This is a genomic window from Mesorhizobium sp. WSM4815, from assembly GCF_055811575.1.
This window is the reverse complement of the sequence record NZ_JBVVQS010000101.1, coordinates 508495-522230: the sequence shown is the minus strand read 5'-3', so window position 1 is coordinate 522230 and position 13736 is coordinate 508495. Positions and strand designations below refer to the sequence as shown.

The following is a 13736-nucleotide window of genomic DNA, read 5'->3' as shown; positions in this document are numbered from 1 at the left end:
AATGGTTTAGCACGTCGAGCGGTTGAATTCATTCAGCGCATCGCACTTTCCCGGACTTGAGCGTCGAGGCATGAGCGCCTGCGCAGCCGTGCAAACAGGTGGAGCCGGCTGAGCTCGCTACGGTTCATGCGGCGCCGGCCGGTGCTCACCCCTCCTCGTCAGCGGGCCTTTTGGTCGCCATCAGCATCCTTGCCGACCGCGTCATTCCGCCAGACATGGATCGCTTCGAATGCGTCCCATGCGATCGACACAATGTCGAGATCCCCGTCACCGTCGAGGTCAACCGTCCTTGCTCCCAGATGGCTTTCCATCCCTTCGCCGACCAGCTGCTCGATGAACCGTCCCCCACCCAGATTATGCCAGCTCGAGAGACGAAGTGCGCCGCGATGCTCGCCCATGATAAGATCCGGCCTGCCGTCGCCAGTCATATCGGACACTGAAAGGCTATTAAGGGAACCGCGCGAGGTGATTTCGTGTTGCTCCCAGTCGGAGGAGCTGTCGCCGGGGTTGTGCCACCAATACGCCTTAGCGCTGTCGGCTTTGCCATTTTCCTCGGTCACGACGATGTCCGCACGCCTATCGCCATCAAGATCGGCGGCCGCGACGCGGTCGGGATAGACCATTTCAGGAACTTTTCCAACATGCCGAAGCTCCCAGTCTGGCGAGCCGTCACCCGGATTGCGCCACCATGCGGCCGTCTTTGCATCGCCGGTCGTGGCGACAAGGTCAAGTAGACCGTCCCTATCGATATCGGCGAATGCGATCCCTTCATCAGACGCTTCGGCGCAGATGCGGGTGCGCGGCCATGGCTCGACTGTTGGATCGTCAGGAATCTTAAAATAGAAAACCCCACCGCCACTCGAGACCGCCAGCTCCGGCTTCCCACCTTTTACGACCTGGGCTAGCACATGGCCCTGAGAGCCGAGCTCATGACTGGCGGCGGGAACCTCTCCGATCTCGTGCTCTTCAAAGCGGTGCGCTTCAATGTCCTCGGCATGGAGCCACACCAGGTGCAGCGCCCTGCCTCCGCCGCGCTGTGCTATGACCTCCCCGCGCCCGTCACCATCGAGATCCAGGGCTGCGACCGCGTCCACACCCTCGGCAAGCGGGGTCCGTTCCCATTCTGTGTTCCAGGCTTCGGACGGTTGACGGTACCAGAACGGACCCGAGATGATGTCAGTGAGATCATCACCATCGATGGCGGAAAAAGCGATCCCAAAGGAGCGGACGTGCCCGTTCGTGATGCGATGATAGGTCCAGCGGTCGAGGCGGACCGATGCAGCCGGATCCAGCCGATTGATCCACACTCTGACAGGCGGGTTGCCCACCCAGTTCGCCCCATAGATGTCAAAATCACCGTCCCTGTCGACATCGGCGACGACGCCGTTGTGGAGACCCACATCGTCGATCACTTGACGGGCCCAGCGCGTTCCTCGCCCGTCGACATTGTAATGGATCGCGAGCTTGCGCTCCTCGGTCGTATGCATCTGCCCGACAACGACATCGTTGTCCCCGTCTCCGTCCATGTCGGCGGCCTGCAGCGTATGGGCGCCCGCAACAGAAGGCTGAATGACATGGCGGATCCAGCGGCCCGTCGGTCCGGCGAGGGGCTGGAACCAGGCAACGTCGTCAGTGTGCTCGGAACTTGAAGTCAGAATGTCGGCGCGGCCGTCCTGGTCAAGGTCGGTGACGAGCGCCTTGAATGCAGGATTGAACGGACCAAGCTCGTAGCTGCGCCATAGTGCTGCATCGCGTGCTGCCGCTGCGCCTGGATTCGACGCCCATACTCCGTGCAGGACGAGATCGACATCAGCATCGCCGTCAATATCGCCGATTGCCATTCCCTCTTCGCCAAGGTTGAAGAACAAGCCCACGCGGGCCCAGGAGCTCGGGCTTTCCTGGAAGAAAATCATCACTTCGCCAGGCGCTCGAACGACGATATCAACGAGGTCGTCCCCGTCGAAATCAGCGGCCTTGATGTCTTTGCCCCAGCTGCCGACTGCACCGATTTCCCGACGCTTCCAGCTGGGACCGTGGGTCGGGTTACCATTCGGCCGCGGGTTCTCGAACCAGACGAGATTGACAGCATCGGGCCCATCGGCCGTGACGATGTCGCGATCACCGTCCCCATCGATGTCGGCAAGCACTCCGTCGGTGGTGAACTCGACGCGGGGCCTCGCGATTACGGTGTGAACCAGATCGGGCCACCGCCACCAAGACATCGCATCCTCGGGGAAGCCGCCAAGAACGAAATCTAGTCGACTGTCGCCGTCTATATCGCCAACAAGCTTTACGTCTCCTGAATAGGGGGCAATCTCTTTGCGTTCAAAAACAAGACCCGACTGTAGAATTTCTTCGGGAGGTCCCTGTCCCTGAGCGGCCTCGCAACTTGCGAGGGTGTAGCCGATCATGAGGACCGCGATCAGGCGGCCGAACATGCTAAATGTTGATTTCGTAGCGTGTGAACATTTCCTAGTCGGCCAGCAACCGCCCGACGAAATCTCCCCCCGACAAGTCCGACAGCGTCCGCCATTCATCTTGGTTCTCCAGGCGCTGCATCTGCGACGCATGCGCCGCCAGCGCTTCCCGCATTACGCCGATAACATCGCCAAGACAGGCGAGGCTATTGAGCGTGGACGACGCAATGGTACCAATCCAGACTGGATACTCGAATACCGTAACAGGGCGACCATAAGCACGAAGCGCCGCGCGAACTGCTGCATTGACGGCGACATGATCGGAAGTCGGATCCTTTGCATAGTTCACGAAAACGCTCTGCGGCCGCCATGTGTTGAGCATCGACACGACCGCATGTGTTATCGCATGAACGTGATGATTGGCCGCCCCGCCTGGAAGGCGTAAGAATGTAACACTTTCGGATGATGCGCCCAGACGATGAACTGCTTCTATGGCTCCGGCCTCGCGTGTCGTCCTGCCTAAGGTCCCTATGAGGACGCAGCGCCATCGGTGACAAAAACCAAAACGGACCTAGGCACCCGAGGCCGGATGCGGCGCAACAATGACAGCCGACGCTGACCAGTCGCCTACTTCAAACGGCCTAAGTCGCAGTCGCAATTGAGTATCAAGCATGGTGCTGAAGGTCCGCCTAAAGGTCCACATTGGTGCGCTTCCATCATCCGTTCGCTCGCGTTGTTGAACCCCGATCGCCCATGGTAACAGAACTCACGGACGTTCGAGACGTGTGTTTGCTGGTGGGGAAGACTTTATGAAAGTGGGTATCCTCGCGGGCGGATTTGGGACACGGCTGGCCGAGGAAACAGAGAGCCTGCACGTGTTCAAGCCGCAACGGACGGCCCGACGCGACGTCGCGCAGTTCTACGAGGCATTCGGCACTGTTGGTCTCTTGCTTGAAGAGTTCGAGGGGGAGCGCTTTCAAGCGCATCGCCCACGTGAAAAAGCTGATCCGCGATTGCGAACTGGACGAGCACCTGGTCGCGTTCCCGTTCTGGCCAAAGCAGACTGAGCCGGGCTAAGGGGGACGATATGGACATGATGTGCCTAGATGCGAAGTCGGTAACCGAGCGGGCCTGCCGATCTTGCGGTGGAACTGGCATTGAGACGTTTCTCGAGTTCGGTAAAACGCCACTGGCCGATCGCCTTCTCACCAGCAGCGACATCGGCGAACCGGAGCCCATTTTTCCGCTGCGCGTCGCGTTCTGCAAAGACTGCAGCCTCGTCCAGATCACCGAGACGGTGAATCCGATAATTCTTTTTGCCGATTCTTATCCATATTATTCCTCTTTCTCCCCTGCTCTCTTAAAGCATTCGCGTGCGAATGCGCTTGATCTGATCAACCGCCGCGGTCTTGGCCCGGAGAGCCTTGTCATCGAATTGGCGAGCAATGATGGTTATCTGCTGAAGAACTACGTCGAGGCGGGAATTCGGGTGCTCGGAATTGATCCGGCCGACGGACCTGCCGCCGCTGCCGAGAGGGTCGGCGTGCCCACGCGCTGTGCATTCTTCACCCGCGATGTCGCTGAAACGCTGTGCGCGCAAGGCATGCGCGCGGACATTATCCATGCCAATAACGTGCTCGCCCACGTGGCCGACACCAACGGATTTGTGGCAGGAATTGCCCGACTTCTCAAGGATGACGGTGTGGCGGTTATCGAGGCACCCTACGTCGAACCTTTGATCGAACATTGTGAGTTCGACACGATCTATCACGAGCATCTTTGCTATTTTTCAGTTACTGCACTGGATAAGCTCTTTCGCCGCCACGGGCTTTACCTCAATGAGGTCAAGCACCTTTCAATCCATGGCGGTTCGCTGCGCCTTTATGTGGAATCGCGCGAGAACGTGGGTGCGACAGTAAAGGACCAGCTTGCCCATGAAGCCTCGCGCGGGATCGATGCGATCGGCTATTTCCGCGATTTCTCCACCAAGGTCGACGCGCTGAAGCGCGACCTTTCCACGCTCTTACGCCGGTTAAAGTCGCAGGGTGCCACGATTGCCGCCTATGGAGCTGCAGCCAAGGGAGCAACGCTGATTAACACCGTCGGCATCGGACGCGACCTCGTGGACTTCGTCGTGGATCGCAACGTCTATAAACACAACAAATATATGCCCGGACAGCGCCTGCCGATCCGCTCGACTGAAGCGCTTCTCGAGGTGCAACCCGACTACGTGCTTCTCCTTGCTTGGAATTTCGTAGATGAAATTCTCGATCAACAGGCCGAGTATCGTGCACGCGGCGGAAAATTCATCCTCCCCGTCCCAACGCCGAGAATCATATGACAAAACAGGCGGACCGCGCACAGATGGCTTGCCTGAAAGCCGATGGACCGACGCAGTCGACGGGTTCCATTCGAACCGATTGCTTGGTCTGCGGTCAGCGAAATCTGCTCAATTCGGTGCTATTCGAAGCGTTGCCCCTGCTCTGCAACGCGCTTTGTGCGGACGCGGCATCGGCGCGCGCGGCACAGACCGGCAGATTTGCGACTACCTTCTGCCTCGGCTGCACGCACGTCTTCAACGCCTCATTCGAGGAAAATCGCATCGGTTATACGCAAAGCTACGAGAATTCGCTTCATTACTCCCCCCGTTTCGTGGCGTTTGTTGAAACGCTGGCCGAGCGCCTGAGCAGGACCTACGCGCTCTCGGGGAAGACGATCGTCGATATTGGATGCGGCAAGGGGGATTTCCTGAAGCGGCTAAGCTTGATCAGCGGTGCGCAGGGAATCGGTTTCGACAAGAGCTTCGAGGACAACCGGGGGGACGCGGTCCCTGGAGTACGATTTATCAACGACTGGTTCGGCGATTCCTACGCGGATCTGCGTCCTGACCTGGTGGTATGCCGCCAGGTTCTCGAACATATCGCCGAGCCGGTGAAATTCCTGCGCGCCCTTCGCGCCCATCCGGGCATCGCACCGGAGACGGTGTTCTTCTTTGAAGTCCCGAATGTCCTTTACACGCTCCGGGATATGGGAATCTGGGACCTCATTTATGAGCACGCCTCCTATTTCACGCCCGCTTCGCTGAACGCGGCGTTCGAGACGGCTGGCTTTCGAGTGCTGGATGCAGGGACGTCTTTCGGCGACCAGTATCTTTACATTGAGGCGCGGCCGGCTGTCCCCAAGTACGCTACTTCCGTTGACAGCCGCGAAATCGAGATGCTCGTCCGCGATTTCGAGCGCGCCTATCGCGACAAGATCGAGCGATTGGGTGGTTACATCGCGAGGCGCAATCCCCAGCAGATCGTCGTCTGGGGAGGGGGATCGAAGGGCATTACATTCGTCAACGTGGTGCCAGGCGCCGATCGGATCCGCGCGATCATCGATGTGAACCCGCACAAGCAAGGTCGTTTTGCGCCAGGAACCGCCACTCCGATCCTTGCTCCGGAGGCGTTGCGCGGCCAGCCAGTCGAATCAATCATCGTCATGAACCCGCTCTACCGCGAGGAGATCACCAGTCTCGTAGCGGAACTCGGCTTCACACCCGAGATTGCGGTTGCATGAAAGTTCAATTCAACCGCGGCGGCACGAAAGCGCAGAACGGGATTGGTAGGGGATACTCCAATGACCGTGCCGGTTGAGATCAACATGGCCATTCCACCAAGGGTCATCGGACTTTCTCGCCTCGTTATAGCCCGACAATCTGGCAGAGAGGCGCTCTCACTTTGATTGCCGCGGCGCACCTCGTTTGCCCTTGAGTATCAGCCAGCGCTGAAAGAGGTAGCCCCCGCTTCTTGATCGCCTGCGCGGATGGGCGTGTGGGACGCGGGATGGTCCATCGGTAATCGGACTGCACCAAACTGCCCCGGGTGCGTAAGACATACGTCGTTTGGGGACGTTTACGTTCCCACGCTCCGGCGTAAGGTTTGCAAGAGCACTCGAACGAATTCGAATCCCGGCAACGCGGCCGCGGCGATATCATCAAGATATCAGCTAACACCGCCTAATTTGATTGCGCTACAAAGAGGATTTCCAGAGGAGCTGCCTAATGACCAATAAGAACTGGATGCAGCCACCCTTCCTCGCCAACCACAGTATCCTCAGCCATGCGTGCTTGTGGATGGTGGAATAGAATGACGAGCAAACATGCGAAACGCCATCTGTGTCCCGCGACGACTCTGCGTTCGCGAGATTCCAGCTCGATAAACGATGGCCGGAGAGAGATCGACGGCTCTCCTTTTTATTCACGTAGACCAGGCCAGATCGCTAACGGCTCAGCCGTGGGACGAAGACGGAAAGCCTTGACTGCGCGATCGAAGGTCGCAGTTCCGTCCTCCAACGGGCAAAGAGACATGCGATGACATCGATCGGCGCGAAGATTGTCAGCGGCGCGGCTTGGACAGCAGTCGAAACATGGGGGCGGCAAGCAGCCATGTTTGCCATTTTTGTCGTATTGGCCAGGCACCTCGGACCTGAGGCATTCGGCCTCGCCGCCCTCTCCATGGTTGTACCCGTCATTCTTGCTGTTCCGGTCACGATCGGAATACCGGAGGCACTCATTCAGCACCCTAAAATTGAGTCCTTACACTTTGACTCGGCCTTCTGGCTTCTCGCCGCGAGCGGCGCAGTGATTAGCGGGCTCATCTGGATGTCTGCCGGTTTGATTGCTGCAGCGTTCGGACAGCCCATTCTCGAAGATCTCATCCGCTGGAGCAGCGTGGTCGTCGTAATTCAGGCCCTCTCGTCGGTACCTGCGGCTGTGTTGAAGCGCCAACTCGAGTTCCGCTTGTTCGCGTTGCGTACACTTGCCGGCACCGTCGTCGGCGGCACACTCGGCATCGTCTTGGTAATAGCCGGTTTCGGCGTATGGAGCATGATTTGGATGCACCTTGCAAAAGCGGCTGTGGAAACCGCTGTCCTTCTCGTTGGCAGTTCTTGGCGGCCCCGTCTGACCTTCTCCTATGCAAAGGTTCGTGACCTATTAGGATTTGGCGGCCCGCTTATCGTCCAGACTTTCTGGAGTTTTTTGAATGAGGAAATTCCAAAGGTCCTACTCGGCACGTTCCTCGGCCCCCACGCGGTCGGAGTCTATGCTCTCGCCCGTCGTCCGCTCGACCTTCTGGTGCAAGTATTCCTCAGTCCGCTGATGGCTGTCACTATGCCCACCGTGTCACGGATTCAAGATCAACCCGAAAAGATCGACCGTTTTTTCAACACGACCGTCCGCATCGCCGGGATAGCAGGGTTTCCTGCATTCATCGGATTTGCCGCGATCGCACCGATCGCGGTTCCCTTTATCTTCGGCCCGCAATGGGCCAGCGGGGTCGTCGCTGTCCAGATTCTCATGCTGCTGGGCCTGCAACGCACGATTGACAGCCTCTGCGCGTTTACGATCCTTGCAATGGGTCACTCCAGGTTGCTCCTGAAGTTGAACATTGCCTACTCTGTTGTCGCAACGATGCTGTTGTCCGTCACTGCGCAGATCAGCCTTGAGATGACGATGGTGGCGCTCGTAGCCTGCGGCCTGGTCCTCCTACCAGTCTTCCTCTTCTACGCTCAGCGCATCGCGCGTATCGACGTGCTGAGACCCCTAGAGATCTTCCCACGACTGGCTCTCGCCGCCCTCCTGATGTTCGGCGCCGTCAGCGCGTGGCTAAGCAGCGCGCCTGAGCACGCCGCGCAGGAGACGCTTCTTATTAGCGCAATTGTCCTTGGAGCCGCTGTCTATTGTACGGCTCTCTTCGGGCTGGTGCGCTCTGACCTGTTCAAAGCGCGAGACTTGTTCCTCAGGCTTCGCGGCTAGTTTGGTGTCGGGCGCGACCTCTAGAAGAACCCGGGGAAATAGGAGCCCTTCCTGAGCTTGGGGATGCGCAGCTCGACGGTGCCGGCGCGCGTCTCCCAGTCGCGCTCGCGATAGCCGTTGCGCTGGGCCGTGCGCAACGGGTTCTTCTCGCCACAGCCGGCGCCGGTGGCGGCCCCAACCTCCAGCTCCATCAGCCGCTCGGCGGCAAAGCCAATCATCTCGCGCAAGAGATCGGAATTCCGGAGTCTTCTCCACGAGCGCGCGCAGGTTCTGTTGATGACCATCGCAAAGCCGCTCGCTCGCTACAGCGCTATCGAGGGCGCGCTCGCGAGCGGCTTCGCTACCGCCGAGCTACACCATCTGTGGGGACGCGACCGTGATCAGTATCTCTTCATCGAAGCAAGCCTCCCGGAACCGGGATGACCGCTGGTCTTTCAAGACCTGGAAAGATTGATGCGTTGGTCCGTCGCTTCGACCAGACCTATCGTGACAAAGTCGCCTGGTGGCGGGATTACCTTGCAACGCGGGATCCGGAGCAGACCGTGGTCTGGGGTGCGGGATCAAAGGGCGTCACTTTCGTCAAGGTCGTCCCGAGGGCGCGCGGATGAGCGCTCTCGTCGACGTCAACCCGCACAAGCAAGGGCGCTTTTCTCCAGGCACAGGCACAACTGTGGTTGGGCCGGAGAGCCTGCGCGGCCGACCCGTGCGGTCAATCATCGTGATGAACCCGCTCTATCGAGACGAAGTTGCCCAGGCGGCACACAAGCTTGGTCTTGCGCCCGATATCATCCTTGCCTGATCCTGCGATCCACCCTTTGCGGCTGATGGCCTGACTTTATCACTCCATCGACGTCGATCCGTTGCAGGTTGACCGGCCTCAGCCAGCAGTGTCGCGTATAGTCGGTCGAGCGGCGCATAAACTGCGGCCATCTAAGTGGCGTCTTGGACAGCGCCCGCCAAAGGGACAGGGAGTTAAGGCCGATCAGAAAACGAGACTGGATGAGCTGCCCGCGCCGGTCCACCGCTGCATAGGTTACGAACCCGCGAAACGCAGCGCCGAACCTCTTCAGCACCGCATCCATCTGCACGTCATAACGCTCGTTGGCGGCGAAACCTTGAAGCGTCTTTGTCGTCCCGACCGGCCGCGTGTGTCTTACAACGACATCGTCAACGATGGCGTACCGCAACCAAGGCATGTCAGTCAGGCGGGTCCAAAGAAGGTCTATTCCCGTCTCGTAGCCGAGCCCGAACAATTTCAACGCCGTTTGCAGGCACCTGGCGCTGAACACCGGGCACATCATCTCGACCGTGTTGGTATATCGCAACAAGTATCGCTTGCCGCTGACAAGCGTCGCTGCGTAGGAGAAATAGCTGTCCCAAGACAGTGCTGGCTGAAACAGATCAAGTTTATAGCGGCGGCCGATGGCGAACAGACGATTCAAGTCCAGCTTCGTCGTCTCGATGTCATCGTCGATCAGTGCAATGAGATCATATCGCGTCACAATTTCAGGGTAGCATTGAAACAAGGCATGATAGCCGGCGATCTTGCGCCCCGGGAGAAATACACTGAAATCGTTCTGTCCATGGGAGACGCCAGCCTCGTAGGCGGCGACGAGAAGATCGAAGTCGGCGTCGCCCGCCCCCTCAGTCCAGCCGGCATGCAACGAGCTACGCCCCGCCCGGACGATCACCAGATTTCTCTTGCCCGAACCCTCTGGCAATTTTCGGAAGGCTGACACTGCTGCGGCCGCGGGCGTGACTTGGCGAAGGTTCATACAAGGCCTCCCGGCGGGTCACGTTTCTAGACAGGCGATCGGTTGGACGCGGCATCAATGCGCTTCAGCGCTCCCAAGCCAGCGCCGCGGAGCTTGGTACGAAGCTGCGGAGAAACAGCGCCTACAAGTTCCAGGAACAGTCTCGCGATAAGCAGCGGATCCAAGATCCACGCAACCAGATGAAGCAGTGTCATGCCCAACGGTGCTTTGCGCCTGTGCCGATAGGCAATTGCGACGAGGTGTTTTAGCCGCCTCGACAACTCAAAGGCATTCGCCGTGGAGTCACCAGGATTTTGCCAAGCCAGTCGCTCGGAGCTTGGCAATCGCACCGAGCGCGTCGGATGATCACGGCTGTATAGTATCGCGCTGGGCGCATGAACAAACGTCCCGAGAAGAGCCATCTCGGCCAGAAGCGCACAATCCGAGCCGTAGTAGGGCTCGTGCAGTGTCGTTTTAGCTAACGACGCCCGGCGCCAGAGGCCGAACATCGCAGCATCCCAACCGTGCGCAGCAACCATCAACCGGAAGCGGGATGCGGGCGTCGATCCTCCCATGTCCGGCAGCACCCTTTCGACATAGGAAGTCAGTTGACCAGTTTCGTCGATCCCCAGCAGTCGCGGGTAGGCAATGACGTGGCGGGCATTCGCGTCAAGCGCACGCACGCAGTCTGTCAAGAAACCACTGCTCAAGCGGTCATCGTGCGCGCACCATTTGAAATATTCGCCTGTGCTCAGTTGGAACGCTCGATTGAAATTGGCACCGGCTCCCAGGTTGCGAACGTTTCGGACATAGCGTATGCGCCTGTCCCGCTGCGCAAATTCCAAGCATATATCCGCTGTCCTGTCCGTCGAAGCATTATCGGTGATGACAAGTTCGAAATCGCCGAAATCTTGCTCGAGGATCGACTGAATCGCATCGGACAGGAAATTCTCGCCGTTGTAGACGGGTAAACCAAGGGATACCTTTGGCGACTTGGAATGTTCCATTTCTAGGCTCCTTCTGGGGTGGACGTCAGACCGCGACAACTTCCGGCCGCAGGTCCAGTGCAACCAAGGATTGCGCCACTTCGTTCACGTATATCGGGTTCATGACGATGACGAGATCAGGGGGAGCGTCCAACAAGTCGCTTGGCGCGATGACCGGGTGACCGGTCCCGGGCGTAAACTTGCCTTGCTTGTATGGGTTGATGTCGACTGCTGCCCAGACTTCGTCTCCAAGCTGCAAGGTCGTCAGGAACGACACTGCCTTGGAGCCGCCGCCCCACAGGACGACCCGCCGGCCGGCGGCGTATGCGGCGCGGATGCGCTCCTGCCAGAAATCCTGAACCGCACGCACGCGAGCGGGAAAGGTTTCCGCCAAACGGTGCATCACTTCCAGATCGTGCTCGAGCGGTAGTCTCGGCATCGTCCGGCCGGCTGACGGCCGGGCGTACTGAACGATGTACTGGTTGTCATAGACGAGCTCCAGATCAGTAACGTCGAAACCTTCCTGGCGAAACAGGCGTGCGTGCGCGCCAGGACTGAAATAGGAGCAATGCTCATAGTAAATGTCCCAGAACGCGCTCTCCACGAGCACACGTTTTGCATCAGGCGTCTCGAAGACCGCCCAATCCTGGGTCCTTTTGCCGATCATCTTGCGGATCAGCCGCACGAAACTCGACACCGAGCTGACGTGTTCGAGCGTGTGGCGACAGAGGACCGTATCCGCCTGGAGATGCTGGTAGTCCGGTCCGAAATAGTCGACGATGATCTTGACGTCGCCGTACTCATCATTGCGGCCTTTGTCGGCTCGATAGGCTGGATCAATACCGAGCCCGGTGGAGCCGCCCGATATGCAAAGTTCGCGGAGAAATTCACCCTTGCCGCAGCCGATCTCCAACACGTGCTTGCCGGCTATCGCACATTTTTGTGCAATCTCGCGTGCAAGTCCTTTCGCGAAACTGTTGAAGGTGCTGGAAAAATGCTGGGATTCCTCGAAATTGGTCGAGTAACCCATGATCGTCTCGTCAAAGGCCCTGTTGAATATGAATCCGCATGCGTCGCAGAATGCGAGGTCAAGGTCGCGGCGGGGAAAGGCGTGGGCTTCTCGGGCCGAGTTCAGCAGGACACAACTATGCACCGGGATGGATTCGACCCGGTAGATTGACCGGCTGACCGGCGCCGAGCAGCACGGGCACGCGGCCGGTCGAAGCGCTTTTCTGTTGCTTGCCATGTGAAGGTCAACTGAATTCATTGTAAAATTGGCTCGACAAGTGAACCGGTTATATCGCGCGTCGAGCTCTCGGCTCCGAAGAGTTCATTGTACTCGGTCGCGCGAGCGAGTTGGACAGACTGGGCCAGGCCAAGGGCGTCGAGTATCGCCAGGTCGAACCTTTCCTCGGAGAACCGGGTCGCGTTCACGCGACAGGCGTGCGGCGTAATGGACAGCGCATTTTTCTCGAATAGATCAATGGCCCCAGCTACGGAATCGATGGCCTGACGGTCGAAGAGCACACCTGTCGGATGGGCGCTCTCGCCAAGCGGCCGGACAATGTCGCGCGCGCCGCCGCGGCCGAAAGCGATCAATGGCGTGCCGCACGCCTGGGCCTCGGCAAGCGTTATCCCGAAGTCCTCGCATCCGGCGAACACCATCGCACGAGCCTTGGCGATTTTTTCGATGTATTCATGCCGCGGCAGATAGCCGGTGAAGACTATGTTGGGGCCGGCAAGCGATCGCAGATGTTTGGATTGTACTTCGTCGCCGACAACAACCAAGCGACGCGACGGCGTTTTGCTGAACGCCTCGATTATCAGATCCGTTCGTTTATACGGGGCGTGGAACGCGGCCGTGACGTAGTAGTCATCCTTGTTGACGACGAGTTTAAGATCCTCGGTGGCGACGGGCGGATGGACGACCCGCGCGTCGCGGCCGTAAATCCGTTCGATTCGAGAGCGGACATAATTCGAGTTTGCCAGCATCAGGTCAGGACCGTGCGCCGTTCTCGTGTCCCAGGTCCGCAGCCTGTGAAGCATGTAGCGAAAGACGAGACCCTTCGGCCCAAATCCCAAGCGGGCCTGCTGCAAATAGGAGAATTGCTCGTCCCACGCATATCGCACCGGACTGTGCACATAGCACAAATGTAGTTGGTCCGGGCGGGTCAGAACGCCTCGAGAGAATGCGGCCGAAGAGGAAATTACCGCGTCATAACCCGTGACATCAAATTGTTCGATCATAAACGGGCAGAGAAAGAATAGTGACCTGTAGTACTTTTCCACGAAGGGAAGTCGATTCATGCCGGAAACGTGGAAAATTACGCCTGGAAAATACTCTTCCTTGATCTCCTTCGGGAGAAAATCAAACAGGGTGAAAACCTCGGCTCTCGGAAAAATCTTGCAGATCCGGGCAAGGACCTGCTCCCCTCCCCGAAAGTTCGGGCACCAATCATGCACGACGGCGATGCGCGCGTTGCGGTCGATGCCGGCAAATGGCGTCTTGCTGATCGATCGCAAATGTTTGGTATCCCGGCCCACCATGGTGGTTGCTTTCGGCTGTCGCACATGGCGCATGCATTGCCCTCCCGGAATGTTGGCACCTTTTTCCGGAATTCTTTGTTGCCCGGATGCTCAGCGACTGTGTGTCGTCCGCCCCGTCCAAACAAGCTGCCTATCGGGTTAAGCGCCGCACCCTCCCGAGGCTGGATGTACTCCAACGAGGTACGCCTCCTACTTCGATGGGCCTAAGCACGCATCAACGCTAACCTTATGC

Annotated in this window: 12 protein-coding genes and 1 pseudogene; 6 read left to right on the top strand and 7 right to left on the bottom strand. The window is 58.6% G+C overall.

Annotated features, from left to right (window positions below):
* Window positions 1–158: 158 nt before the first annotated feature.
* Window positions 159–2438 (bottom strand): FG-GAP repeat domain-containing protein, encoded by a 2280-nt coding sequence (locus AC0L2B_RS27970; RefSeq protein ID WP_473747633.1) that lies wholly within the window; start codon window positions 2436–2438, stop codon window positions 159–161.
* A gap of 34 nt (window positions 2439–2472) precedes the next feature.
* Window positions 2473–2892: a PIG-L deacetylase family protein gene (locus AC0L2B_RS27965; RefSeq protein WP_329608778.1), complete on the bottom strand. Its 420-nt coding sequence runs from the start codon at window positions 2890–2892 to the stop codon at window positions 2473–2475.
* 334 nt (window positions 2893–3226) lie between these two features.
* Between AC0L2B_RS27965 and AC0L2B_RS27960 the strand changes: the two genes are divergently transcribed.
* From AC0L2B_RS27960 to AC0L2B_RS27945, 4 genes are all read left to right on the top strand, one after another.
* Complete coding sequence (locus tag AC0L2B_RS27960; RefSeq protein WP_473747631.1) at window positions 3227–3484, top strand: hypothetical protein; 258 nt, start codon at window positions 3227–3229, stop codon at window positions 3482–3484.
* A 20-nt stretch (window positions 3485–3504) separates the two neighbouring features.
* Complete coding sequence (locus AC0L2B_RS27955; protein WP_473747630.1) at window positions 3505–4758, top strand: class I SAM-dependent methyltransferase; 1254 nt, start codon at window positions 3505–3507, stop codon at window positions 4756–4758.
* Complete coding sequence (locus tag AC0L2B_RS27950; RefSeq protein ID WP_473747628.1) at window positions 4755–5978, top strand: class I SAM-dependent methyltransferase; 1224 nt, start codon at window positions 4755–4757, stop codon at window positions 5976–5978. Before AC0L2B_RS27955 ends, AC0L2B_RS27950 begins: the two co-directional genes overlap by 4 nt.
* Before the next feature lie 793 nt (window positions 5979–6771).
* Window positions 6772–8217, top strand: a complete 1446-nt coding sequence (locus AC0L2B_RS27945) for a lipopolysaccharide biosynthesis protein (RefSeq protein ID WP_473747626.1) — start codon at window positions 6772–6774, stop codon at window positions 8215–8217.
* A 26-nt stretch (window positions 8218–8243) separates the two neighbouring features.
* Here the strand turns inward: AC0L2B_RS27945 and AC0L2B_RS27940 are convergent.
* Window positions 8244–8484, bottom strand: a pseudogene (locus AC0L2B_RS27940) (transposase); the annotation flags it as partial.
* Window positions 8485–8493: 9 nt separating this feature from the next.
* On the opposite strand from AC0L2B_RS27940, the gene AC0L2B_RS27935 reads away from it, so the two are divergent.
* Both AC0L2B_RS27935 and AC0L2B_RS27930 read left to right on the top strand, forming a co-directional pair.
* Window positions 8494–8640 carry a hypothetical protein gene (locus tag AC0L2B_RS27935; protein WP_473747625.1) on the top strand — a complete coding sequence of 49 codons (147 nt, stop codon included), beginning with the start codon at window positions 8494–8496 and terminating at the stop codon, window positions 8638–8640.
* 181 nt (window positions 8641–8821) lie between these two features.
* The gene (locus AC0L2B_RS27930) at window positions 8822–9016 is read left to right on the top strand and encodes a hypothetical protein (protein WP_473747624.1); all 195 of its coding nucleotides are present in this window, start codon (window positions 8822–8824) and stop codon (window positions 9014–9016) included.
* On the opposite strand, the gene AC0L2B_RS27925 is transcribed toward AC0L2B_RS27930, so the two are convergent.
* The 4 genes from AC0L2B_RS27925 to AC0L2B_RS27910 form a co-directional block, all read right to left on the bottom strand.
* The gene (locus AC0L2B_RS27925; protein ID WP_473747623.1) at window positions 9003–9992 is read right to left on the bottom strand and encodes a hypothetical protein; all 990 of its coding nucleotides are present in this window, start codon (window positions 9990–9992) and stop codon (window positions 9003–9005) included. The genes AC0L2B_RS27930 and AC0L2B_RS27925 overlap by 14 nt on opposite strands.
* A gap of 26 nt (window positions 9993–10018) precedes the next feature.
* Entirely contained in the window at window positions 10019–10978 is a 960-nt protein-coding gene (locus tag AC0L2B_RS27920) for a glycosyltransferase family 2 protein (RefSeq protein WP_473747622.1), read from the bottom strand.
* A 25-nt stretch (window positions 10979–11003) separates the two neighbouring features.
* Window positions 11004–11987, bottom strand: a complete 984-nt coding sequence (locus AC0L2B_RS27915) for a class I SAM-dependent methyltransferase (RefSeq protein WP_473509533.1) — start codon at window positions 11985–11987, stop codon at window positions 11004–11006.
* Between the two features lie 233 nt (window positions 11988–12220).
* Window positions 12221–13504 (bottom strand): glycosyltransferase, encoded by a 1284-nt coding sequence (locus tag AC0L2B_RS27910; protein ID WP_473516219.1) that lies wholly within the window; start codon window positions 13502–13504, stop codon window positions 12221–12223.
* Window positions 13505–13736: the final 232 nt, after the last annotated feature.